The sequence below is a fragment of the Pseudoalteromonas sp. G5_S1_14_S5 genome (assembly GCF_054968605.1).
In genome coordinates this window covers 1-22,554 of sequence record NZ_JBQKUM010000015.1, presented here as the reverse complement: position 1 = coordinate 22,554, position 22,554 = coordinate 1, and the positions used below count along the sequence as shown (strand labels likewise).

At 42.3% G+C, this 22,554-nt stretch carries 26 protein-coding genes; 20 read left to right on the top strand and 6 right to left on the bottom strand.

Annotated features, from left to right (window positions below):
* The first annotated feature begins 617 nt into the window (after positions 1-617).
* The 17 genes from ACTRWI_RS06655 to ACTRWI_RS06575 all read left to right on the top strand — a co-directional run bounded on the left by ACTRWI_RS06655 (position 618) and on the right by ACTRWI_RS06575 (position 11,798).
* Positions 618-863, top strand: a complete 246-nt coding sequence (locus ACTRWI_RS06655) for a hypothetical protein (RefSeq protein WP_499129988.1) — start codon at positions 618-620, stop codon at positions 861-863.
* 182 nt (positions 864-1,045) lie between these two features.
* Complete coding sequence (gene folK / locus ACTRWI_RS06650) at positions 1,046-1,543, top strand: 2-amino-4-hydroxy-6-hydroxymethyldihydropteridine diphosphokinase (protein WP_499129987.1); 498 nt, start codon at positions 1,046-1,048, stop codon at positions 1,541-1,543.
* Positions 1,544-1,652: 109 nt separating this feature from the next.
* On the top strand, positions 1,653-2,030 hold the full coding sequence (gene folX / locus ACTRWI_RS06645; protein ID WP_499129985.1) for a dihydroneopterin triphosphate 2'-epimerase: 378 nt from the start codon (positions 1,653-1,655) through the stop codon (positions 2,028-2,030).
* A gap of 11 nt (positions 2,031-2,041) precedes the next feature.
* Positions 2,042-2,680: a GTP cyclohydrolase I FolE gene (folE, locus tag ACTRWI_RS06640; protein ID WP_063522228.1), complete on the top strand. Its 639-nt coding sequence runs from the start codon at positions 2,042-2,044 to the stop codon at positions 2,678-2,680.
* Positions 2,677-3,393: a dihydromonapterin reductase gene (gene folM, locus ACTRWI_RS06635; protein ID WP_499129983.1), complete on the top strand. Its 717-nt coding sequence runs from the start codon at positions 2,677-2,679 to the stop codon at positions 3,391-3,393. The genes folE and folM overlap by 4 nt, the downstream gene beginning before the upstream one ends.
* Before the next feature lie 464 nt (positions 3,394-3,857).
* Positions 3,858-4,208 (top strand): phasin family protein, encoded by a 351-nt coding sequence (locus ACTRWI_RS06630; RefSeq protein WP_499129981.1) that lies wholly within the window; start codon positions 3,858-3,860, stop codon positions 4,206-4,208.
* Between the two features lie 80 nt (positions 4,209-4,288).
* The gene (phaC, locus tag ACTRWI_RS06625; protein WP_499129979.1) at positions 4,289-6,046 is read left to right on the top strand and encodes a class I poly(R)-hydroxyalkanoic acid synthase; all 1,758 of its coding nucleotides are present in this window, start codon (positions 4,289-4,291) and stop codon (positions 6,044-6,046) included.
* Positions 6,046-6,444 carry a MaoC family dehydratase gene (locus tag ACTRWI_RS06620; RefSeq protein ID WP_499129978.1) on the top strand — a complete coding sequence of 133 codons (399 nt, stop codon included), beginning with the start codon at positions 6,046-6,048 and terminating at the stop codon, positions 6,442-6,444. The genes phaC and ACTRWI_RS06620 overlap by 1 nt, the downstream gene beginning before the upstream one ends.
* A 569-nt stretch (positions 6,445-7,013) precedes the next feature.
* Complete coding sequence (locus ACTRWI_RS06615) at positions 7,014-7,904, top strand: hypothetical protein (RefSeq protein WP_499129977.1); 891 nt, start codon at positions 7,014-7,016, stop codon at positions 7,902-7,904.
* A gap of 56 nt (positions 7,905-7,960) precedes the next feature.
* On the top strand, positions 7,961-8,224 hold the full coding sequence (locus tag ACTRWI_RS06610) for a hypothetical protein (protein WP_499129976.1): 264 nt from the start codon (positions 7,961-7,963) through the stop codon (positions 8,222-8,224).
* 87 nt (positions 8,225-8,311) lie between these two features.
* On the top strand, positions 8,312-9,148 hold the full coding sequence (locus tag ACTRWI_RS06605; protein WP_499129975.1) for a DUF3626 domain-containing protein: 837 nt from the start codon (positions 8,312-8,314) through the stop codon (positions 9,146-9,148).
* 98 nt (positions 9,149-9,246) lie between these two features.
* Entirely contained in the window at positions 9,247-9,369 is a 123-nt protein-coding gene (locus ACTRWI_RS06600; protein WP_499129974.1) for a hypothetical protein, read from the top strand.
* A 29-nt stretch (positions 9,370-9,398) separates the two neighbouring features.
* Positions 9,399-9,650 (top strand): hypothetical protein, encoded by a 252-nt coding sequence (locus ACTRWI_RS06595; RefSeq protein WP_499129973.1) that lies wholly within the window; start codon positions 9,399-9,401, stop codon positions 9,648-9,650.
* Positions 9,651-9,682: 32 nt separating this feature from the next.
* Complete coding sequence (locus ACTRWI_RS06590) at positions 9,683-10,201, top strand: GNAT family N-acetyltransferase (RefSeq protein ID WP_499129972.1); 519 nt, start codon at positions 9,683-9,685, stop codon at positions 10,199-10,201.
* 162 nt (positions 10,202-10,363) lie between these two features.
* On the top strand, positions 10,364-10,705 hold the full coding sequence (locus tag ACTRWI_RS06585) for a GNAT family N-acetyltransferase (RefSeq protein WP_499130039.1): 342 nt from the start codon (positions 10,364-10,366) through the stop codon (positions 10,703-10,705).
* A 10-nt stretch (positions 10,706-10,715) separates the two neighbouring features.
* Positions 10,716-11,087, top strand: coding sequence for a RidA family protein (locus ACTRWI_RS06580; RefSeq protein WP_499129971.1), 372 nt, complete (start codon positions 10,716-10,718; stop codon positions 11,085-11,087).
* Between the two features lie 228 nt (positions 11,088-11,315).
* Positions 11,316-11,798, top strand: a complete 483-nt coding sequence (locus tag ACTRWI_RS06575) for a tetratricopeptide repeat protein (RefSeq protein ID WP_499129970.1) — start codon at positions 11,316-11,318, stop codon at positions 11,796-11,798.
* Between the two features lie 94 nt (positions 11,799-11,892).
* Here ACTRWI_RS06575 and ACTRWI_RS06570 read toward each other — a convergent pair whose 3' ends face one another.
* Together ACTRWI_RS06570 and ACTRWI_RS06565 are read right to left on the bottom strand one after the other, a co-directional pair.
* A complete protein-coding gene (locus ACTRWI_RS06570; protein ID WP_499129969.1) occupies positions 11,893-12,921 on the bottom strand; it encodes a methionine synthase in 1,029 nt (342 codons plus the stop codon).
* 78 nt (positions 12,922-12,999) lie between these two features.
* Positions 13,000-13,977, bottom strand: a complete 978-nt coding sequence (locus ACTRWI_RS06565) for a DUF1852 domain-containing protein (protein ID WP_499129968.1) — start codon at positions 13,975-13,977, stop codon at positions 13,000-13,002.
* Between the two features lie 318 nt (positions 13,978-14,295).
* Here ACTRWI_RS06565 and ACTRWI_RS06560 point away from each other — a divergent pair, with 318 nt between their 5' ends.
* Positions 14,296-15,105, top strand: a complete 810-nt coding sequence (locus ACTRWI_RS06560) for a sulfite exporter TauE/SafE family protein (protein ID WP_499129967.1) — start codon at positions 14,296-14,298, stop codon at positions 15,103-15,105.
* Between the two features lie 223 nt (positions 15,106-15,328).
* Complete coding sequence (locus tag ACTRWI_RS06555) at positions 15,329-16,330, top strand: metal-dependent hydrolase (protein ID WP_499129966.1); 1,002 nt, start codon at positions 15,329-15,331, stop codon at positions 16,328-16,330.
* A 120-nt stretch (positions 16,331-16,450) separates the two neighbouring features.
* Here ACTRWI_RS06555 and ACTRWI_RS06550 read toward each other — a convergent pair whose 3' ends face one another.
* A complete protein-coding gene (locus ACTRWI_RS06550; RefSeq protein ID WP_499129965.1) occupies positions 16,451-17,923 on the bottom strand; it encodes a carboxypeptidase M32 in 1,473 nt (490 codons plus the stop codon).
* A gap of 294 nt (positions 17,924-18,217) precedes the next feature.
* Between ACTRWI_RS06550 and ACTRWI_RS06545 the strand changes: the two genes are divergently transcribed.
* The gene (locus ACTRWI_RS06545; protein WP_499129964.1) at positions 18,218-18,853 is read left to right on the top strand and encodes a LysE family translocator; all 636 of its coding nucleotides are present in this window, start codon (positions 18,218-18,220) and stop codon (positions 18,851-18,853) included.
* Positions 18,854-18,969: 116 nt separating this feature from the next.
* On the opposite strand, the gene ACTRWI_RS06540 is transcribed toward ACTRWI_RS06545, so the two are convergent.
* The 3 genes from ACTRWI_RS06540 to ACTRWI_RS06530 all read right to left on the bottom strand — a co-directional run bounded on the left by ACTRWI_RS06540 (position 18,970) and on the right by ACTRWI_RS06530 (position 22,367).
* Positions 18,970-20,451: an aerolysin family beta-barrel pore-forming toxin gene (locus ACTRWI_RS06540; protein ID WP_499129963.1), complete on the bottom strand. Its 1,482-nt coding sequence runs from the start codon at positions 20,449-20,451 to the stop codon at positions 18,970-18,972.
* A gap of 663 nt (positions 20,452-21,114) precedes the next feature.
* Positions 21,115-21,576: a hypothetical protein gene (locus tag ACTRWI_RS06535; RefSeq protein ID WP_499129962.1), complete on the bottom strand. Its 462-nt coding sequence runs from the start codon at positions 21,574-21,576 to the stop codon at positions 21,115-21,117.
* Positions 21,573-22,367 carry a winged helix-turn-helix domain-containing protein gene (locus ACTRWI_RS06530; RefSeq protein WP_499129961.1) on the bottom strand — a complete coding sequence of 265 codons (795 nt, stop codon included), beginning with the start codon at positions 22,365-22,367 and terminating at the stop codon, positions 21,573-21,575. The genes ACTRWI_RS06535 and ACTRWI_RS06530 overlap by 4 nt, the downstream gene beginning before the upstream one ends.
* Positions 22,368-22,554 lie beyond the last annotated feature (187 nt).

Here is a 22,554-nt window from a genome sequence, read left to right as displayed (position 1 = left end):
GAAGAGATATCTTTTGGTATAATTCGATTCCTTTAATCACTAGCGCGATGTTCTGCGCATTACATTATTTTTAAGAGCAATTTACTCCTCACTGAACAACGTCACGGCGTCTTCCTCGCGTCAAACACTTCCTACATAAAAACGATAGTCCTAAAGGGATTTTAGCTGAGCAAATCTATTACTTTGATCAGGCACTTAAACTTACTGATCCACTGTTAATGTCAAGGTTATTCCGGTGGAACGAAGTTAATTGTTTGAAGTATTAAACCAAGGGCGCGGTTATACTGCTATCATGAACTTCACGGTAGTGCCGACTTCTGTAAAGATAAAATTAAGCTTCTAGAACTTCCTTTTGAATACACCAACCTTCACTCAGTGTTTATTAACATAGCAATCGTAATGATGACATCGTCAATCAATGGCTAAGAGAGTTGTTTACCAGCGAAGTTTTAACCTTGAGTTCTAAAATAAAAGACAACGCCTAGTTGTATGAGTAAGCGTTTTGGTCATTCGACTCGCATCTTCATGTATAAAGTACCTTATGGTACAAATGACAACATGAGCAATGCTGGTGGCTTTGCCACATAGACTTCCAATTTAAATGAAAAGACTGACTTATGAATTTTGATATCCAAGCACTGAAACACCACCAATTGGTCGAAGATGGTCAACTAGAAGGGTGTTACATTCATCAGCCAGCTCAAGGTAGCCAACAAGATGACCAAGCAGTATTGGCAGAGCGCCAAGCGCTAGAAAACATTGGTCACAAGGTTGTGCAAGTTAAGGCGAAAGGTGGAACAACAACGTTCGCCGAGGCTATGCAAAAGCTAGCCAAGGAGACTGGGCATCAGTCAAGCAACTAAGTGGTTAACACTTGTTGCTTGGCGTGTCGTCGCCCTCAAACGGGCGACGATGCTATTGCGGTAAAGTATGTCGGCAAACCTTCGATAAAACCTATTTAAATATCTACCTGACATTAAAAGGACATATAGCTGATCTTTATAACGAGTAAGACGTATAAGCTGCTTAAAAAGGAAGAAATACTATGGCCATCGTTTATGTCAGCATCGGAAGCAACATTAATCGCGAACATCACATCACAGAATCTCTCAAAGCGCTGATCCATCGCTTTGCTCCACTTCAGGTTTCTCAGTTTTACGATTGTGAGCCAGTCGGTTTTGAAGGAGACAATTTCCTCAATCTCGTTGTAGGTTTTGAATGCGACCTTCCTATAGCAGAATTATCTAAAGTTCTTCATCAAATCGAACTCGATAACGGTCGCCAACGTGAGACTAAAGAGTATGCAGCGCGAACCATGGATATCGACATTCTTCTTTACGGTGATCAAGTGGGCATTATCGATGGGGTGGAGTTACCCAGAGGTGAAATCACAGAGTATGCCTTTGTGCTTCGGCCATTAGTCGATCTTGCCGCGAATGCTCATCATCCCGTCCTAAACACCTCGTACCAACAACTTTGGAATAACTTTGATCAGTCGAGTCAGAAAACCAATTCAATCCCTTTCAAGCTCACTCTCACCTAATGATGTTAGAGCTGTCAAAAACCGCAGATTCTTAATATCAGAGCTTTATTTGATCTTTTCTTGAAACAAGCACGTAACTGATAACACTTTGTACGGAATGGAAACTGTTATGAACCACAACGCGATTATTACTATCACAAATCTCAGACTGCGAACCTTCATCGGCTTCAATGAAGAAGAGAAAACCAAGCAGCAAGACATTGTTATAAACGCAGAGATTCATTATCCAGCTAACAATCTTTGCCTCTCTGATGACGTCGACAATGCCCTCAACTACAAAAACATCTGCAAGAAGATCATCCATCATGTCGAATCTGGAAGATTCCTGCTTTTAGAAAAGCTAACCAGCGACGTACTTGGAATTTGCATTGATCATTCATGGGTTCGGTACGCTCAAGTGAGAATCGACAAACCTCATGCACTGCGTTTTGCCGACTCCGTTTCGCTCACGCTGAGCTATGAAGCAGACCAAAATAATAACTTCTAAGGAGAGTTCCAATGTTGAGCACAGAAGCAAAACAAGTAAGAGCAGCTCTTCTGGCGAGAGGGCTTGAAACCCCGATGACCGCGAGTGAAATGAACAGCAACCAGAAATACAATCGCATTAAGGGACTACTCACTGAAGTTGTCAGTACGTTGGGTTTGGATCTAACGGATGACAGTCTTGCAGAAACGCCGCACCGCATCGCAAAGATGTATGTACACGAGATATTCTCCGGTCTTGATTACAACAACTTTCCTAAAATGAGCGTTATAGAGAATAAGATGTCGGTCGACGAAATGGTAAAGGTGTCGGACATCGATTTAACTTCCACGTGCGAGCATCACTTCATCACCATCGACGGTTTAGCGCAAGTGGCCTACATCCCAGAATCGAAGATACTTGGTCTGTCGAAAATAAATAGAATCGTCCGATTCTTCGCACAACGACCTCAAGTTCAAGAACGCTTAACCCAGCAGATTTTGATTGCCATACAGACTCTCGTTGAAACAGAAAATGTAGCGGTGACCATTAAAGCGACACATTACTGCGTTAAGTCTCGAGGCGTTATGGATGCCAACTCTGAAACGACTACAACGGCGCTGGGTGGTATTTTCAAAACTAACCCTCAAACTAGAGCTGAGTTTTTACGATGAGTGAGACTATTCTGATAACTGGAGTAGGGAAGCGCTTAGGGTTCGCACTGGCTCAGCAACTTCTGGCTGATCGGTATCAAGTGATTGGTACCTTTCGCAGCGAATACCCTCAGTTGCAACAGCTGCGTGATAAGGGGGCTGATCTACAGTACGTCGACTTTTACCAGCAAAGCAGTGTAGAAGACTTTCTGCATTATGTAGGGCAAGAGTACAGAGCACTTCGAGCCATCGTTCATAATGCCTCTGACTGGAAACCGGAAAATAAGAAAGACCCAAGTGAGAACGCCTCAGAAATTATGAATCAGATGATGGCAGTTCACGTCGGCGTACCATACCTCATCAACTTGTCACTCAAAGACCTACTGATGTCTGGCGAGCAAACGGCCGATATCATCCACATCAGTGACTATGTTGCAGAAAAAGGCAGTAAAAAACATATCGCTTACGCGGCAAGCAAAGCTGCGCTTAATAACTTAACGCTTTCATTTTCGGCGATGCTGGCTCCCAAAGTGAAAGTAAATACTGTCTCTCCAGCCATGATCAAATTTAATGAGCATGACGACGAGGCGTATAGGGCTAAAGCTTTGCAAAAGGCTTTGATTCCGGCCGAAGCGGGTTTTGAAGAAGTGGTTGATGGCATTAAGTACGTATTGGCCAGTCGTTACATGACAGGAAGAACATTGCACCTTGATGGCGGCAGGCATCTAAAGTGAATTCGTGTCGATAACATTGAGCTCTTCCTTGGGTGAAAAGCCCATTTCATTCTGAATATGGACTCTCTCGCTCTGATTATAAAGTCCAGCCTGAGTGTCCATTTTCAGCAGCCAATTTGGTTTGTTCTGTCCTAAAAAACTCATTTAACATTACGCAACAAGTTGATGAGCTTCACATTTCTGTCAATTCATCTCCTGAATCGAGTGAACTGTATTAAACGCAGATCATATTGATCTCGCTGCGAACCCACTTACCTAATCAGGGGGGGATGAGCATCCGAGCAGAAAATTCAAACAAATGTTTAAACTAGACCGTTTATGGAACGATTTTTCGGGCATTTTACGGGATGACTTTCACTTTGAACTTGATCAATATGTTAACTGTTGCGCAAAAATACTAAACCAAATTCGTATTGGCAGCGCACATTTACTTCTTCGATCTGCTCAGTACAAGGAATGAAATTATGTCTACTCAGGAAACATTTAAGGCTTTCACATCGCAGCTAGAGTCTGTAACAAACCCGTTTTACAACTTCAATCAGCTAGTGACTAAGAATATAGAGACACTGACCAAGATTCAGCTTGATAGCCTACAAGCTTACAGCGCGCTAGGTAATGAGTCTTTGCAGAGCCTAGCCTCGTTAAAACAGCCACAAGATCTTCCAGCTTATGGTTCAAAACAGATGGAAGTGGCGAGTAAGATCTCACAACAACTCATGGAAGATAGTCAAAAGCTGACCCAACTTAGTCAAGATTTTAAATCTGCCGCTGACGAGCTTACTGCCTCTGCGGTAAAGACCGTGAAAAGTGCTTAGTTTATTGTTTGTCGGTTGATGGCGGAGCGTAATGTCTAGCATCGCCATCTATCAACATCACTTCTAACAAGGATGTCAGAATGGAAAACAAATCGCCCTTTGAAGGTATGATGAACCTCATGTCCCAATACGGACAAGCCTGGATGGACAATCTAGGGCAGCCAACACAATCAACATTGATGAAAACCCAATCGGAAGATTTTACTAAGTGGGTTGGCTCAATGACTCAGAACCCAACCAACATGGTTGAGCAGCAGATGAATTGGTGGGCGCAGCAAGTTACTCTACTCAACGATTGTATCCTTGGCACTCAGGAGCAAACCAAAGAAACGGATCGCCGTTTTCGTGACCCTTCATGGAATGAAACACCACTGTATCGTTACATCAAAGAGAGCTACAAACTTGCTTGTGACAACATTCAACAATCAGTTGAGAACGAAAATGGACTGGATGATGAGAGCAAAGCTCGACTTTCATTTTTCACTCGGCAGTATCTGAATGCGATGTCGCCAAGTAACTTCGTTTCGACCAACCCAGAGATACTCAAGCTGACCATGGAGAGCAAGGGTGAAAACCTAATTCAAGGGATGAAGCAGTTCCGTCAGGACTTAGAGCAAAGTGCCGACATACTCAATATTCGAATGACGGACAAAAACCAGTTTACTTTGGGTGAGAATATTGCTTCAACACCCGGAAAAATCGTCTTTCAAAACGAGATGTTCGAGCTGATTCAATACAAGCCGACCACAGAGCAAGTCTATAAACGTCCGACGCTGATCGTACCGCCGTTCGTGAACAAATATTACATTATGGATGTCAATCCAGAGACCTCCTACGTGAAGTGGTTGGTCAGCCAAGGCCACACAGTATTTATGATCTCTTGGGTGAACCCTAATGCTCAAATGCGAGAGGTCGATTTTGGTAACTACGTGACTCAAGGCGTGCTGCCTGCACTTGATGCCATTGAAAATGCGACTGGCGAGCGAGAAGTTAACGGTATTGGTTACTGCATCGGCGGTACCACCTTAGTCACAGCCATGGCTTACCTTTCTGGCAAACGTCGTAAACAGAGAATTAAATCGGTCACTCTGCTGACGACAATCCTCGACTTTAAAAAGCCAGGTGAGTTAGGGGTCTTCATCAATGATCCGATTATCAGCAGTATTGAAGCGCAAAACAACCAACGTGGTTATATGGATGGCCGCCAAATGGCCGTGTCATTCAGCTTACTTCGTGAGAACAGCCTGTATTGGAATTACTACATTTCCAATTATTTGAAAGGGGAGAGCCCAATGGCATTCGATCTCCTTTATTGGAACTGTGACAACACCAACGTGACTGCTGCGACCCATAACCAGTTACTACGTCAGTGCTATCTTGAGAATCGACTAGCTAAAGGTAAATTGGTGATCGATGGTGTGGCGATTGATTTAGGTAAAGTAAAGTCGCCAGCTTATTTCCTCTCTGCTATTGATGATCATATCGCGCTATGGGACGGTAACTTTGAAGGCACAAAACTGCTAGGTGGAGACAATAAATTTGTACTTACTGAGAGCGGTCATATTGCAGGGCCGATGAACCATGCCGATTCCAATAAATATGGTTTTTGGACCAATGATGATAACGTTCATGCACCGTCTCAGTGGCTTGCCAGTGCCGACAAGCACCATGGCTCGTGGTGGTCGCATTGGCAAGACTGGGTTGATGAGCGCAATTTCTCCGAAATGACTGAAGCTCGCGAGCTAGAAGGGGAACTGGATGCGCCAGGTGAATACGTGAAGCAGCGTATTCAAGATGTCATCGCGCAAGAAAATGAAATGGAAAAGGAGTCCGCATAATGAAGCCAGAAATCGGCCAGACTGCCACCATAGAAAAGACGTTAGATAAGCAAGTGGTGGTAGCTTTTGCCAGCGTCTCGGAAGACTATAACCCAATCCATTTAGATGAAGATTTCGCTAAAACCACGCAATTTGAGCGTCCAATCGTGCATGGTATGTTGGCATCGAGCCTTATTTCTGGCTTGTTGGCTTCTAAAGTGCCGGGGGCAGGCAGCATTTACTTGGGGCAATCTTTGAAGTTTCTTCGCCCTATTTTTGTTGGCGAAACTGTCATAGCCAAGGTGGAAGTGACCAGTGTGCGTGAAGACAAACCTATCGCTGTGATATCTACCCAAGTATTGAACGCCAATGGTGAAGTCGCGGTCGATGGTGAAGCGACAGTGATGTACTCTGTTTAACCACAAAGCCATAAACGATAGCCAATATTTACTACAAACTGAAGGCAATAACGCTAGCAGCGGATGTGCTATCAGGTTTCTTCAATATATAATTCAATCCTAATGTGCGTTTTAGTGCTTTGCGCTAAAACGCTATTGTCAAAAATATAAAGATCTGATTTTCAAAATTATTCAACAGTCGCCTGAGCTTGCAAAACTTGGAGTGCAAATTGGCATGGCAGAAGCTCAAAATAAGCAACATTTTCTAATTGAAAAGCTGACTCCTTTTACGGAAGAGCATAGCAGCGAGTGATTAATTTCTGGATCACAGCTAGAACCGGTATCGAGTCGCTGTTAACTGAAGCCCCTGAATACGACCTCTAATCGGCTATTTGCTCGTATGAAGTAAAAATCGATTTGCTCTCAGGTAAGCTGACGAATTAAGTCGCCGATATAAATTTCTTTTGGTTGAATCGTAATGCATGGTATTTTTCCGTAGATTACGATATAGCATATGATGTGTATTTGGACGTTTGGTATGGAGCACTCTTGATGATTCTCTCACCGAATGTCAGTCTCATGGAGGAAACATGACAAGTGACCAGCTATTAGAAAAGGCACTTTATAGCAGTGCCAGCATCCATCAACCTCATTCTCTAAAAGCTTATATGTCTGCGAATTATCTAAATGGGTATTTCACGAAATCAGAGAACGTCTGGCTTAAAACGAGTAAGCTAATAAACCAAACTGAGATTGAAGTTTTAGGCGAGTATTCTGTAACAGTGCAAGCACCCAAGTTCTCAGATTTTCGTGTTCATAGGATATTGAAAAGTGGAGTATACCCAGCTGCGTATGCTGCTTTAATGCAGTGGTATGAGAATCGGGGTTTTCAAGACATTTTCGCGCATTACGTTTCGCAGGCTTCTCGAACAAGCGAATACCTATCCCACAATGTGACTATCTTATTGGCGTTACATCGTGTTTACCGTGAGTTAGAGCCGTCTCAAATTCCAGCATTCCTTAACCGCTTCACTGAATTTGTCACATCGACCCGTTCTGATGGCGACCAAAGCATTGATACTAGTGAAGTCGTAGGACTGAAGAGCGTAGTACTTGCATGCTTAAAACAGTTTGGTTTCTTTGGGCACAACCTCATTACGCTTACGTGGATATTGCGTTGCAAGGAAGAGCTGTCGAAAGAGCACTATGACGCAATGCTTTTTAATCTCTATCGACAGGCTAATAGTCCATTGGAAGATCCAGACGATGAGATTGATCAAGCTATCTTAGCGCAGTGTCAAAGCTCAGATAATTCAGATGAGTTCTATGACAATGTCCACCGATTGGTTTTTGGGTATACATCCAACTTACATCAGATAACCCTAGCGGATGCATTGTGTTTTCTTCGCGAAAGATTCCCTGAACATGCAGCAGAGCTAAAATGTGTCGCAGAGTATCAGTGTCGTTTGTTAGAAAAGTGAATTTAATTACTATGTTGCAGCTTAAGTTATGCAATGTAAGCAACCTAGGAAGGGAAATGAAAAAGCTATTTATTGGCTTATTTTTACTGGTTTCGACCAGTGTAATCGCATCTAAAAATGTTCAGGAAATATCAATTAAAAATGGCGATGTGGAGCCTTTCCAAATGTTCGATAACGTATATTACGTTGGAGACCGGTGGGTTTCGTCTTATGCGTTAGAGACTACAAAGGGATTAGTTCTTATTGATACACTCGATTTCCCTTATTCGATGTGGATCCCCACCAATTTAGAAAAGCTTGATCAAGATAAGGTAAGATAAGTTATTTCTCAACAGATGTTTATCATAGTCAGATTGAACTTTTTGGCTGTAATTTAATGATTTAATTTTTTGAACACAGGAGATTTCATGGCTGACAACGCAGTTGAGCAAGCAATCGAAAATATCCGATTGAAATCACAAGGCACGGACTGTTTAACGAGTTGCGCGGTGACGATCAACTTCCACCCTGATCGTTATACGTTCGACAATAAACCTTTGCTCGAAGTAATTGCTGAAGATGGATGTTTGAAGTCTCAATTTGAAACAGGTACCAGTAACGGTGGTATGACGGCTTACCCAGGTGGTGACCGTTGGTTATGGGAAAAGCGAGTGTTCGACGGCGCGTATGATGATGCCCCAAATGGGCTTAGGCCTAAATATGGGGCACTGAACTACCGTAACTATGAGACTGGCGCTGCACCTCGTTTCGGATCTTGTTATTTCCAACTGAAAGCAGAGACCTCGGAACGAACTACGTTCTGCTATCCAGACAGCTTCTTTGAGCCAGAGGATTTCGCTGTTGATAGCCGTGTGCAGGCATTAGTTGATACAGCATTGTCATCCGATGTTGACTTACTTGATGATTATATTGAAGCGCATGTTCATGGTGTTATCTCTCTGAAAGACGATATTGAATGCCTTGTATTAGACCCTATCTACCGCTCGACGATTATTGAAGAACGCGCGGTTAAATTGGGCGTTCCGATAAAGTGGCACAATGGCTTCGAGCTGAGCATAGAAGAGATGAGTCGCTACCCAGATTATCGTGGCCAGTCGTTTATCGAACTCGCAAAAAAGTTAGCAGTAAACGGAAAGATCAACGCGAGAATACTGGGGCTAGCTGTGACAGAGCAAGGTTATGACCAACAAGACGTAAAGAAGGTCTGGCATTACTTGGTTCGATTTGGTTATCAATCAGAATAAATCTCTAATAACATCAGTGGGCTCTTCTGAGATTTTAACCACAACGCCCAGCATTTAGGGGAAACCCGCATGCAAAATAGAATCGGTAGGATTTTAAAATGAGTGAGATTGCACGCTTTATCTCTGGTGTGTTGAAGGCTCTAGTAACTCCGAGTCGTTTCCTAAGCTTCCTGATAGTCCCCAATTTGTACCATTTACTGACTTTGACGGTGAGTGGCTAGGTCACCGAGTTAACACCAATGGCAATAATATGTGTGAGCGAACAGCTATCATAGGAATCATTCGTGAAGGTAAAGCGACTTTGAGGCTTACCTGCAACGGAACAGCATTAGAGGGTTGGGTTTCTGAAATCGGTACATTATGGTTATATGCCAAACATCGACAGTGGGACTATCACTTTTCAGTAACTGGCTGCGGCAAGCGATTTGATGGTCGTTGGCATTTAGCCAATGGCCCGTGCCAAGGGAGTTGGTTTATAGAAAAGGTCGATGCTAAGTCTTAATCGTAAATTAGTGCGAACCAAAAGGGTATAAAATGAAAATCAGAACTGCAGAGTTGTCCGATATAGCCGCTATTACTTGCATCTTCAATTTCTATATTGAGCACACTAACGCGCGCTTTGAAGAAGGCAAGTTTACGTTGGAAAATCGGCAGCAATGGTTCTCTCAATTCTCGAGTGATAGTAAATATCAACTTTATGTCGCAACCGAAAACGACTCGCTACTTGGTTTTGCATGTTCTCAACCGTACAGGGCAACATCAGCATTTGAAGATACAGCTGAAGTTACAATTTATTTAGCTGAAGATGCAAAAGGTAAAGGAATAGGCTCTAAGTTGTATTCTCAGCTGTTCGCATCAATCATTGATTTCGGTGTTCATCGAGTTCTTTCCGGTGTGGCATTACCCAATGAGGCATCGATCGCACTGCATAAGCATTTTGGTTTTCGAGAAGTTGGTGTGTTCAATGAATATGCAAAGAAAAATGGCAAATACATCAGTTCAATGTGGTTGGAAAAGGCTTTAGATAAGGATATACCTCTTAAATCTTCCTAATGTCTTTGATTCAATACTTATGGCACTTTTGGATGGAGTATTAGGAAGCAATTTGAAAACAAAGGACACAATATGGACGTAGAATTGGTCAAAGGTTCAGACCCAAAATTCGCAGAGCTAATAACCAAAACGAATATGGCGCCTTACTAAGATTCGCGTGGAATCGTTTGGGGTCATGAACAGTTTTTACGCAGTTGGGATGAGCTAGATAATTATGAAGTTTATGTAGGTAATAATCGTATTGGCGTTGTCCGCTTTAGTTACACCAGTGAGACAACCTTCCTTCGAGATTTACAGATATTAACCGAGCACCAAGGCAGGGGCTTTGGTTCTAGGTGCTTAGATTTAGTGATTGAACATGCGAACAGTCAGGCATCGACTCAGTTAGTGCTGCGCGTGTTCAGTGAGAACCCCGCTATTAAGCTTTATCAATCAAAAGGGTTTATTAAGATTTCTGAAGTGAAAGGGCTCGTTGAAATGGAACGACCTCTAGTTGGACTATAAGAGAAACGAAATGGTTGAACGAATTAATTATCATGGCTTGCCATCAATTGCAGGGCCTTATGTTCACGCGACAAAGCACAACGGCACACTTTATGTTTCTGGATTAACTGCTTACGACACAAGTTCACAGGATCAAGGAATTGGTGAGCAGACAAACGAGATACTTAGTCAGATCAAGCAAATACTAGAGCATGAACAGCGAGCAGTCAGTGATCTTATTAAGCTGACGATCTTTATCTGTGATATGTCTGAACTAGGCATTATTCGAGAATTATTATTCGACTTTTATGGAGAGTATCTTCCGGCTTGCTCTCTAGTCGAGGTCTCTAAATTGATTCACTCTGATTTAAGGATCGAGATTGAGGCGACGGTGGCACTGTGATAACTAAATATAGAAAAGCGTCCATAACTTAAGAAGAGCCGAATCACTTTTCGCGTGTCGAACTTGGTATTTTTTGGGGGCTAGGTTGTACGTAAACCAATATTGCAAATTCTGCTTGTGTGCTAGCATCGTTTAATTAACGCACTATTTTTTTTGCGGTCTAGGCAACTCAATGGACTCAAATTGGAAGCTCGTGTATCCCAACTGTAGAGCAATCAGGTATTAAGAATGGAAACAACTATCTCACAAGCCATTGCGCTTCGTAAAGAACAGAAATATCAAGAGTCGCGAGACTTGTTGGCAACACTATTAAGTGATGAAAATTTTGAAGCCAAAGCACACCTACAGATAGCCTGGTCATACGATAATCAAGGCAAGGAACAGCAGGCGATTGAGCATTATGTATTGTCTCTGCAAGGGAAGCTTTCTTCGGTAGAGCGCTTTGACGCATTGTTTGGCTTAGCATGCACTTACCGAAGTCTAGGTCAATATACTGAGGCTTTAAGCTATTTCGAACAGACGATAGCAGAGTATCCTGAATCCCTTGAAGTTCAGCCGTTTTACGCGATGTGTCTGTACAATTTAGGTCGACATAAAGAAGCGACATCTCTGTTAATTGAGTTATTGGTTTCCAGAACCAATAGTGATGCTATTAAAAAGTACCAACGGGCTATCTCTTTATACGCAAATGACTTGGATAAAACTTGGTAAATGAGTTTCAATCGGCAATTTACCAATCCTTCAAGCCTAAGTATCGAGTGACACTTAGGCTTGAAGGATTTGCTTTTATACGTTTTGATCAGCGTTACGCAGAAAGCTCTTTACGCACTATCTCTGCACCAGCGCTGAGTGCATTCAACTTAGCTGAGGCAATGTTGCGAGGTAGGGGAGCCATACCGCAGTTAGTGCAAGGGTAGAGCTTGTCTGCATCAACATACTTAAGTGTTTCTCTTAGAGTACTAGCCACTTCTTCCGGTGTTTCGATGGAATCGGTTGCAACATCAATAGCGCCAACCATCACTTTCTTACCACGAATCAACTCAAGCAGTTCAAGTGGTACGTGAGAGTTATGGCACTCTAACGAGATGATATCGATGTTTGATTGTTGAAGCTTAGGGAATACTTCTTCATATTGGCGCCACTCAGTGCCTAATGTCTTTTTCCAATCTGTGTTGGCTTTAATGCCGTAGCCATAGCAAATGTGGACTGCGGTTTCGCACTTAAGCCCTTCAATGGCTCTTTCCAAGCAAGCGATACCCCAATCATTAACGTCATCGAAAAACACGTTAAAGGCTGGCTCATCGAACTGAATAATGTCTACACCGGCAGCCTCTAGTTCTTTTGCTTCTTCGTTTAGGATTTTGGCAAACTCCCACGCTAGTTTCTCACGGCTTTGGTAATGCGCGTCGTAAAGTGTATCTATCATGGTCATTGGTCCCGGAAGTGCCCACTTGATAGGTTGGTCAGTATGCTGGCGCAGAAACTTCGCATCTTCAACAAATACCGGTTTCTGTCGTGCAACCGGGCCAACGACGGTTGGGACACTGGCATCGTAACGATCGCGTATTTTCACTGTTTCACGTTTTTCGAAGTCAACACCGTTAAGGTGTTCAATGAAGGTCGTTACAAAGTGCTGGCGTGTTTGCTCACCATCGCTGACAATATCAATGCCTGCTTGTTGTTGTTCGTGAAGCGATACACGCAATGCATCCTGTTTGCCATCCGTTAGTACGTTGCCTTCCAGTTTCCATGGAGACCAGAGTGTTTCCGGTTGTGCTAGCCAAGATGGTTTGGGCAAGCTGCCTGCAGTTGAAGTCGGTAATAGTGTTTTCATAAATAATTCTGCCTGTCCGTAGGTTGCTAGAAGCGTTTAATTGCTGTCCAAATCGGTTTGAATGTCCCCAAAAGCACGTTACAGAGCGTAATTGGCAGACCAGCTCTCTAGAACCGATTGGTATGGCTTTATAAAATGTTCTTCTGCGAATTTACCTTGTTCGATAGCCAGCTTACTGCGCTCTTCGCGGTCATACACAATTTGAGTCAGTGAGTGGTCCGAATTTTTCAAGTTAGGTTTGTAGCGTTTTCCTGCAACAGCGTTTGCGTTGTAAATTTCAGGTCGGTAGATCTTTTGGAAAGTTCCCATGGTGCTTATGGTGCTTATCAACTCCAAGTTTGAGTAATCATTGAGTAAATCACTAAAGAAATAGAATGCTAGTGGAGCAACGCTATTTGGTGGCATGAAATAACGAACTTTTAATCCCATCTTCTTGAAATATTTCTCCGTTAAAGAAGACTCATTCGGCTGATATTCAAAACCCAATACTGGGTGTTGATTTTCGGTACGATGATAGATCTTATTATCTGATACGCTTAAACAAATAACAGGTGGTTTTTTGAAGTTCTGTTTATAAGCTTGTGAGTTGACGAAATATTTAAAAAGTTTGCCATGCAATTCTCCAAAGTCCGCTGGAATACTGAATTTATCTTGGCCTTTATTATGCTCCAAAAGTAAAACGCTGAAATCATAATCTCGGACATAAGAAGAGAAGTTATTACCAATGATACCTTCAATACGCTCGTTAGTTTGGCGGTCAAGGATGTTGGTTTTAAGCACTTCAATCGAAGGGAATGCTTCCCCGTTGCTTTCGATGTCCATGTCAACTGAAATGATTTCTAGTTGAACAGAGTAACGGTCACCGTTAGGGTTATCCCAATGAGCTAAGGCATTGAAGCTATTATCAATCATCTGTAAAGCGTTACGTAAGTTCGCTTGGCGGCTTTCACCGCGAGCCAAGTTAGCAAAGTTCGTTGTGATACGCGTACTGTCTGCGGGTGTGTAGTTTTCGTCGAGGCTGATGCTCTTAATCGTAAAATTAAATTCGTTATTCATACTATTCTGACTTCCCAATCCGTTGTCTGACTTACTCTCGTTCTTTTGTATCACTGCGTTATTTTCGCTTGTAATCGTATCAAGAGTGTTGGCTATTTCGTTTGAAAGTTTGTACTAAGTTATTCGCTTAGTATTTTTATACTTGGACAGAGCTGTGATTAAAAATGGTATTACTTCACAATCAACATGAGGAATATTCATGATCTATCTATTTGAAAATGAAAGCTGGTGTCAGTTATATTAATTATCTTAATGGAAATATAACCACAATTATATCGAGTTATTTAAGATGGTTTATTCAATTAAAAGAGGGATGAAATGAGTGATTTGCTGTTGTTGATTTTTTACTGCGCGTTGTTAGGCAGTGGTGTTGGTTTTCTTGCCGGGTTGTTAGGTATTGGTGGGGGGCTGATCATTGTGCCTGTGCTAAGCAGCATTTTACTGTATCTAGATGTTTTACCGTCTGACCAAGTGGTTGTTGCTGCAATTGCGACTTCTTTGGCCTCGATTCTATTTACTTCAACCTCTTCTGCACTTGCTCACCACAAGAATGGAAATGTGCCCTGGAATATTGCGCCTTGGATTATGTACGGCGTAGCACTAGGTGCCTTGATTAGTGGTTTTATGGCGGCTTTGTTGCCGGAAAAAGTTGTTCGTATTGTGTTTGCAGTCAGTGTGGTACTTATCGCAGTTAAGATGTTCCTGAGCAGCAAAAGCGACGCACCTTCAGAGCGAAAGCTACCGAATAAAGGCGTATTAACGGTTCTGACAACCATTACGGGCGGCTTGTCTGCAATGATAGGCATTGGTGGCGGTGCGCTATTAGTGCCACTACTAACCTTCTTTTCAGTTGATATGAAAAAGGCGATTGGCTGTGCGTCTGCATGTGGCATTGTCATCGCGCTATTCGGCTCTATCGGTTACATCACCTCGGGCAGCAGCCACTTTGCACTAAGTGATGGCTTTGCAGGTTTTGTCTATTTGCCTGCCTTGTTGGGTATCGTGTGTACGTCTTGGTTCACCGCTCCTTTCGGAGCAAAGGCGACAAACCTTTTACCCGTTCCAACGATTAAGAAGATCTTCTCTGTCTTGTTGGTGATTATCGCGGTTAGCATGGTCACTCGTTAGTGTCAGACAGTTCATGGCCTTAACCCGTTTGCAAAGTTGAATACTTGCTGAGTTTATGTAGGCGAACAAAGAGCAGTCTTGAGGCTGCTCTTTTTGTTTGCCAGTCTGCATTTATACGATTATGTGTATGAGTATATTGATAAAATCTTGTTGTTTAACCTGATTCGCTGCTATAGCTAAATGTACGTATTCAGGTTAAGGGACTGCTAAAAGTGAGTGATTTATGGATCCGTTAACACAGGGTGTGCTAGGTGCTTCTTTGTCGCAATCTGCGAGTAAAAAGCAACATTTGGTGGCCGCGGGGGCTTTAGGTTTGCTCTCTGGAATGGCGCCAGATTTGGATGCGCTTATTCGCTCAGAGAGTGATCCATTGTTGGCCTTGGAGTTTCATCGACAGTTTACCCATTCGCTCCTATTTATCCCCATGGGCAGTTTGATTTGCGCTCTGGCTTTGTATCCTCTCTTTGCAAAAAGGTGCGGGCTCTCTTTTAAACAAATCTGGTTATACTGCGCATTGGGCTATGGCACACATGCATTGCTAGATTCCTGCACAACCTACGGTACTCAACTACTTTGGCCACTGACTAATGAGCGGTTTGCTTGGAATACTATTTCGATTATTGATCCTGTCTACACTATTCCTATCTTAATATTGTTGGTGTTGGCGACATGGAAACGAACTCCATGGCTAGCCCGCACTGCATTTGCTTGGGCACTGATTTTTCCAACCCTGGGGATGATACAACGTGATAGAGCAGAAGCCATTGGGTGGCAGCTAGCGCAAGAAAGGCAGCATGACCCTATTCGGCTTGATGCTAAGCCAAGCTTTGCCAATATTTTGGTTTGGAAAGTCGTGTATGAGACAGAAGGCCATTATCACGTGGATGCGGTGCGAGTAGGTACATCCGTCAAGACATACCCAGGAGAGTCTATTGCGAAACTCAATGTTAATAGAGATTTCCCATGGCTCGACCCTAATTCACAGCAAGCAAAAGATATTGAGCGTTTCCGCTGGTTTTCGAATGGTTTTATCTCACAAGATCCAAATGATGCGCTTCGGGTTATTGATGTTCGTTACTCGATCGTACCTAACCAACTAAAAGCCTTGTGGAGTATCAAGTTATCGAAGTCTGCAGACGCTGAGGAACACGTTTTGTACGAGACGCACAGAGACAATACACCAGTGTCGAGAGAGATCTTTTTCGATATGTTGAAAGGTAAGTAATATAAATAAAACTCTGTGTTTATTGGATATTATAGAACCATTTTTCTATAAAAAGGCTGAGTCAGGAACCTGATCAGCCTTTTCATTTATTGTTATATACAGCTTGTGTTGATGGGATAATTAAAGGTATCGGTTTCTCAAATGATCTTTGAAGTATTGCGCATTCAAGGTTTCACCTGTTGCACCTTTTACTAAATCATCGGTGGTGAGTAGGCTGCCTTTGCTCCAAATATTCGACTCTAACCAAGTGAAGATAGGGGATAGGTCGCCGCTTTCAATTACTGAGTTCACATCGATAGTCTTTTTCATTGAAGCCATGAACTGAGCCGCGTACATCGCACCTAGTGTGTAAGATGGAAAGTAGCCGAATGCGCCATCTGTCCAATGGATATCTTGCATACAGCCATTGGTGAAGTTACCTTCCGTGCTTAAACCCAGGTAAGACTGCATCTTGCTGTTCCATAACTCAGGCACATCAGTGTGCTTGATTTTACCGTTGATCAGGTCACGTTCAATTTCATAGCGCAAGATAACGTGTGCAGGGTAGGTTAGCTCATCAGCATCGACACGAATGAAGTCTTTCTTAACGCGAGTATAGATCTTCTGGAAGTTATCTTTCTCAAATTCCGAGCCAGAGAATTGTTGTCCCGCTAGATAAGCCAAGTGACCGATGAATGGGTCGCTACGTCCAACTTGCATCTCAAAGAACAGCGATTGAGATTCATGGATACCCATAGAACGAGCTTGACCTGCAGGCTGGCCTGCTAGATGTTTTGGTAAGCCTTGCTCATAACGCGCGTGTCCTGTTTCATGGACGATGCCCATTAAGCTTTGAACGAATTCGGCTTCATCGTAGCGAGTTGTGATACGGACATCTGAAGGCACACCACCACAGAATGGGTGAACACTTTCATCTAATCGGCCGTGATTGAAGTCAAATTGAAGTAACTTCATGACTTCTAAGCCTAGTGCTTTTTGCTTTTCAGCGGCATAAAAGCCGTTGGGAGCACTAAATTGCTCGCTTGATTGCTTTTCAATGACCTCATCAATGAGACCTGGAAGCCAAGTTTTAACATCCGCAAACAAGGTGTCTAATGATGCTGAGCTAGTACCTGGTTCGTAGATATCTAGCATTGCATCGTAAGGTGTTAGGTTAGCTGCTTCTGCACGAATTTGAGCTTCTTCTCGAGATAACTCTACCACTTCACGCCAGTTTTTTTCGAAATCAACCCAGTCGTTGTTTCCACGTTGACTACGCCATGCATGCTCACATTTTGAACCCGCTAGCGACTTAGCTTCAACCAGTTTCTCAGGAAGTAGGTTAGCTTGCTGCCATTGACGTTTGATTTCACGAAGCGATGATTGTTGTTCGTTATTCAGGCCTTCGTTTTCAGCGTCAGAGATCCAATCGGCCAGCTGTGGCTGAGTCATTAATCCATGAATATGAACGGAAAGTTCTGCCATCGCTTCGCTACGCGCTTTGTTACCACCTGCTGGCATCATTGACGCTTGGTCCCAACCACAAATTGAAGCTAGATGTTGAAAACGTGAACATTTTTGAGAGTGTTCGACTAGTTTTTTGAATGCGCTCATTTGACTACTCTTAATTTGGTTTCGTTGAATGTCCTTAAAACGGAAGATCGATAAGGTTCATTTCTCATGTGCTTTATTACGGCTTCGCTTTGACTAATGCTGTACTTCTCAGTCGAAGATATAGCAATAATAGTATCAAGCGATACGGTGGCTCAAATTTACTATTTTTTAACAAATTAAACTGTACCATTGTGCACAAAATCAGTGACTTGTATAGCTGGTGGTAATTGTTGCTTGCGAAGTGCGCAGATAAGCGGTATTGATGGTAGATCGCTGAACAAAGATGATAATGATATGGATATTTTGAACTTTGAGGCATTTCTGATTGCCATCACTATTTTAACGTTAACGCCTGGCTTGGATACAGCATTGGTGATTCGTAATACCAGTCGCTCTGGCTTAGCTGACGGCTGTATGACGAGCCTCGGTATCTGTGCTGGGTTATATGTACACGCCTTTTTCTCTGCAGTCGGTATTTCTGCGATTCTTGCTCAATCGGCAGAGCTATTTCAAGCCGTAAAAATAGTGGGTGCTGTTTACTTAATATGGCTTGGTTTAAGTAGCTTACGTGCATTGATGAAAAAAGGCGGTGGGTTGAAAGTAGGCGAGCAAACTCAACAAGCCTATAGTGCCAAACGATCGCTACGGGAGGGCTTTTTATCTAACGTTTTAAATCCCAAGACTGCAGTCTTCTATTTGGCATTTTTACCTCAATTTGTTAATCCTGAAGGCTCGCCGCTATTGCAGTCTATGCTAATGGCTTCGGTTCATTTTATCATCGCTATGCTTTGGCAGTGCGGTTTGGCTGGAGCTTTAAATTCAGCTAAAAATTTACTAAAGAATGCAAGCTTCATGAAGTGGATGGAAGGCGTAACCGGTATGATATTGTTTGGGTTGGGCGTTAAGCTTCTGATGGAAAAGCCAGCTTAGTTTCTGTCTCTTTATGCAAAAAAGAAAGCCCACGCCAGGTTCTTGTTACCATTTTAGCGTGGGCTTTGTCCTCATACACGGCTGGTGTCCTATTACCGTGAATGTAGATGACTATATTAGTCAGCTAAACGAACATTGAACTCAGCGCCTTCAAAGCCTAAGTCACTCAGTTCTTGAGCATCAAAGTTCGTGGTCACATCAATATCACCAATCTGTTCAGTGGTTTGGTTCTCGCCTTCAATAGCGCTACGAGAACGTAGACCGCCTGAATTTAATGGTTTGGCTTGGCCAATTTCGATCGTACCTGCGTATTGTGATTCTGCGTAAAAATCACCAGAGACGAAAGAGTGGAAAGGACGTAAGCTTCCGCCTGTTGCGTACTGCATGTTTGACAGGCCAGCTTCTTTAATAGCCCAACCCCAGTCCCACCATTTTGATTCGCCAGGAATGTAGCGGTGATCCCATTGATAGCGAATATCAGCGGATTTATCGCTAGTACGGCCCATAGTAAAGGTGTGTGGCTTAGTTGGGCGATTATCTGGGTGAGTGTGCCATGCATTACCACTCCAACGAAGGAATCCTTTGAATTCAACATCGTAACTAATGTCAGCGTTGAATCGGTATGGGTAAGCGATGCTTGAACGGTACAGTTCTACGCGAATTGGCAGTTCTGAATTCGCTGGAACCATAGGGCGTGCTTGAAGCGTAACTTGTTCGCTAGTCGAGCCACCGTTAGAGTTTGAGAAGCTTTGGTTCGCTTCAAACTTAATAGTGAGCTTGGTATCGCCAACTAAAGGCCACTTAAACGTATTCTCTGTTTGAACGCTTTCTGAAAAACCATAGCTGTTTGTTTTTGACCAGTTTGTTGATTCGTCGACTTTTAAATCAACCACCACTTGCTGAGGAACATTGCTGTAATTCTTTGCCGTTGCGTATACAGTTTTTACTAGTTCGCGGTCTGACTCTGTTACATCACCATGCCAGAAATTATCGTCGTTAACAGTGTAGGTAAAGTTATCTACGATTATTTTTGTCTTTTCGCCACAGCGGTAACCACTACAAGAACCGTTGTTGTTTCCTTGAATAACCCAGCGGTCGCCAGAACGGTTAATCGTCATATCTTTGCCAACATAAGGGCTATTATTACCACCAACCCAGGCGTAACCCAGATAGTGAGCTAAGTAACTTAGCGGGCGAACAAAGTCCTTGCGATCAGTGACGAGGCCATATTCAACATCAATTTCACTGCCCTCAGCGATTGACTTAGCAGGGTAGTTCGGGATTTCAGATTGATCATTGTTTGGGTAGCAGAAGGTTTTACCGTTCGGAACATCCTGTTTAATCAAACCGTGATAACCCGATCCCATAATTACCCAGTTTCCTTTCAATCCCGTAATCTGCCAAGTGCCCATACGAGCGAGTAAAGCACTTTTGTGTTCTTCGGCTTCATAACGGTCTATAGGGCGATAACCAGAGCGACATGCATCCTCACCAAGTTGGTCAAACACTATTTGGTCTGGGTAAATCTTTGCGTTTACACTGGTTGATAGAACAGACAACACTGCTGCTGCCAAGATACTTTTATTTTTACTGATCACAAACAATCCCCTCATTTTCATTTTTATATTGGTAACGCTGTTTATGTCTTGCTTGTGCAGGACCATTTGACTTTTTCATACTGACAAAAATAACGATACTGAAAATGCTTGAATATTTTTTAATAATAAAATCAATGGATTAAATTATTAATGTTATCTATTGATGAAAAATTGATGCAACGAATATAAATTTTTTCGGCTCACTTCAAACTGAATTTAGAAAAATGAAGATTTCTTAGGATTCGACTTACGTCAATGTGGATTTGAGGTTGAAAATGCTTCTTTGGTTTAGCGTGGATAACCAAGTAATTACTGTTGTTGGCAATGTCTGGCTGGGATCTGAGATTTAACGATAAGCTCTATTTAATCGATTATTATTTTCAAAAAAATCACTTGTGAATAGTATTACTTCGTACTTATGAGGTTATTTGGAACTAAGAATGAGATCTTACTTCAATTGTTTCGTTAGTTCTTATTATGAAGTGACGATATATGGAATAGATAAGGGGAGATAGGGTGTTTCAATTATGAGACTCATTAGTTTTGAGAATGAAACTTAGATAAATAATTGATGAAAGGAAAGAGATGGATTTCGAATTGAGTCGAAATCCATCTTAAATAATATAACTTTGAAGGGAGTTTATTACTCGTTAAGGAGGTAATTTAGCGTTTAGCTAACAGCTGAGTACGACCTGTATTACAACTCCGAATAATGGCAAATGCTTCATTCGCGCTCAAAATATCAATATTCAACGTTAGTGGATCATTGTTCAACAAAAGGTATGGTGATAACAAATCGTCGTTCATTGCCTCGTTTATTTTTTGTACCGACAGTAGGTCTAAAGTGCCAGCAATGACAAAATTGAATGATGTAGAGTATCCCGCATTTCCTTGAAAGCGAAGAACGATAGGGGTTGGTATTTTATCGTCTTGAATGGAGACGATATGCAGAACTTTGTTATCCCTAATTTTAGTGAATCCATCGCTTCGTAATACGTTATCTTCAGAGAGCAAATCGATCATACTATGCTGGTAACTGTGATCTTCAAGTTTGTGAGAATCCGGAATACTCCAGACGCTTGCAAACAAGATTAGTGCGGAGAAGACGGCAATAAATGGCATCATAATGACCCCTTTTCTAGGAATAGCTCAATCTCTTTACTGGCTTTGTCCAGTTGTGATGGGTTGTAAAAAATATTTACTGATTTACGAGTCACTTTATTGAGTATCGCAAGTTCAGAATAACCAGGTTCTTCGCTGATGTAAGCAATACAGTCACATTGATACTTGTTAAGAATCCTTTTCAAATCTGGGGTTAGCGTCATTTGAGGGTCTTGAAATATCTGTAGTTGACCTATCCAATATTCGGTCAGACGATCAGAAGTTTTGACTTCATGGAGGCTCTTGTCGTGAAATTTACTGAATGCAAGCACGATTGATGCTGTGACTAGGGCGGCAGCGATGGAATAGCAGGCGAAGTTCTTATAACACGCAATTTTGCGATAGATGGGAAGTATTTGCGTTTCACTGTGCTCTTCGCCTGAGGGCGTTTTAAGCTCGTTGTCAGCTTGCGTTGTAGTGGTATCTTCAGGCGCAGTGATGCTCGTACCGTCCCCAGTCGATTCGATGCAAATGCAATGGTCGATGAGGCGGTAACCTACCTTTGGAACTGTCACTATTGGTGAGTCTTTAGTACCTAACTTGACGAACTTTTGGCGCAGCAAACTGATACTTTTCGCAAGAGAGGTGTCTCCTATGAACTCGCTACCCCAAGCGTAGTTAATAATGTCCACCTTACTCACAATATCAGGTGCGTGTTTAAGTAGTAGTTCTAAAACACGGCTCTCTCTGTATCCAATCTTAATAGAACGATCGTCGTTATAAATACGATTTGTTATAGGGTCAAATTTGATCATATAGCCAACGTTTTATTTTTATTATAATTATCTCAACAATGTAATCGACTATAAACTGACTCATATATGAATTAAAGTCACATGTTAATTTTTCTGTAATTTTTTTTGCTTTCTTGAAAAGACATAATATTTAACAATTATTAAATATAAGTAATGCCTAATTAAGCTTTCGTTCTAATAGTGATGT

Coding starts and splice junctions, on each gene's coding strand:
- ACTRWI_RS06530 (WP_499129961.1), bottom strand. CDS start 22,367: ATGATCAAATTTGACCCTATAACAAATCGTATTTATAACGACGATCGT.
- ACTRWI_RS06545 (WP_499129964.1), top strand. CDS start 18,218: ATGGATATTTTGAACTTTGAGGCATTTCTGATTGCCATCACTATTTTA.
- ACTRWI_RS06535 (WP_499129962.1), bottom strand. CDS start 21,576: ATGATGCCATTTATTGCCGTCTTCTCCGCACTAATCTTGTTTGCAAGC.
- ACTRWI_RS06605 (WP_499129975.1), top strand. CDS start 8,312: ATGGCTGACAACGCAGTTGAGCAAGCAATCGAAAATATCCGATTGAAA.
- folX (WP_499129985.1), top strand. CDS start 1,653: ATGAACCACAACGCGATTATTACTATCACAAATCTCAGACTGCGAACC.
- folM (WP_499129983.1), top strand. CDS start 2,677: ATGAGTGAGACTATTCTGATAACTGGAGTAGGGAAGCGCTTAGGGTTC.
- ACTRWI_RS06630 (WP_499129981.1), top strand. CDS start 3,858: ATGTCTACTCAGGAAACATTTAAGGCTTTCACATCGCAGCTAGAGTCT.
- ACTRWI_RS06655 (WP_499129988.1), top strand. CDS start 618: ATGAATTTTGATATCCAAGCACTGAAACACCACCAATTGGTCGAAGAT.
- ACTRWI_RS06620 (WP_499129978.1), top strand. CDS start 6,046: ATGAAGCCAGAAATCGGCCAGACTGCCACCATAGAAAAGACGTTAGAT.
- folE (WP_063522228.1), top strand. CDS start 2,042: ATGTTGAGCACAGAAGCAAAACAAGTAAGAGCAGCTCTTCTGGCGAGA.
- ACTRWI_RS06580 (WP_499129971.1), top strand. CDS start 10,716: ATGGTTGAACGAATTAATTATCATGGCTTGCCATCAATTGCAGGGCCT.
- ACTRWI_RS06560 (WP_499129967.1), top strand. CDS start 14,296: ATGAGTGATTTGCTGTTGTTGATTTTTTACTGCGCGTTGTTAGGCAGT.
- ACTRWI_RS06570 (WP_499129969.1), bottom strand. CDS start 12,921: ATGAAAACACTATTACCGACTTCAACTGCAGGCAGCTTGCCCAAACCA.
- phaC (WP_499129979.1), top strand. CDS start 4,289: ATGGAAAACAAATCGCCCTTTGAAGGTATGATGAACCTCATGTCCCAA.
- ACTRWI_RS06595 (WP_499129973.1), top strand. CDS start 9,399: ATGTGTGAGCGAACAGCTATCATAGGAATCATTCGTGAAGGTAAAGCG.
- ACTRWI_RS06550 (WP_499129965.1), bottom strand. CDS start 17,923: ATGAGCGCATTCAAAAAACTAGTCGAACACTCTCAAAAATGTTCACGT.
- ACTRWI_RS06575 (WP_499129970.1), top strand. CDS start 11,316: ATGGAAACAACTATCTCACAAGCCATTGCGCTTCGTAAAGAACAGAAA.
- ACTRWI_RS06555 (WP_499129966.1), top strand. CDS start 15,329: ATGGATCCGTTAACACAGGGTGTGCTAGGTGCTTCTTTGTCGCAATCT.
- ACTRWI_RS06615 (WP_499129977.1), top strand. CDS start 7,014: ATGACAAGTGACCAGCTATTAGAAAAGGCACTTTATAGCAGTGCCAGC.
- ACTRWI_RS06565 (WP_499129968.1), bottom strand. CDS start 13,977: ATGAATAACGAATTTAATTTTACGATTAAGAGCATCAGCCTCGACGAA.
- ACTRWI_RS06610 (WP_499129976.1), top strand. CDS start 7,961: ATGAAAAAGCTATTTATTGGCTTATTTTTACTGGTTTCGACCAGTGTA.
- ACTRWI_RS06600 (WP_499129974.1), top strand. CDS start 9,247: ATGAGTGAGATTGCACGCTTTATCTCTGGTGTGTTGAAGGCTCTAGTA.
- ACTRWI_RS06590 (WP_499129972.1), top strand. CDS start 9,683: ATGAAAATCAGAACTGCAGAGTTGTCCGATATAGCCGCTATTACTTGC.
- folK (WP_499129987.1), top strand. CDS start 1,046: ATGGCCATCGTTTATGTCAGCATCGGAAGCAACATTAATCGCGAACAT.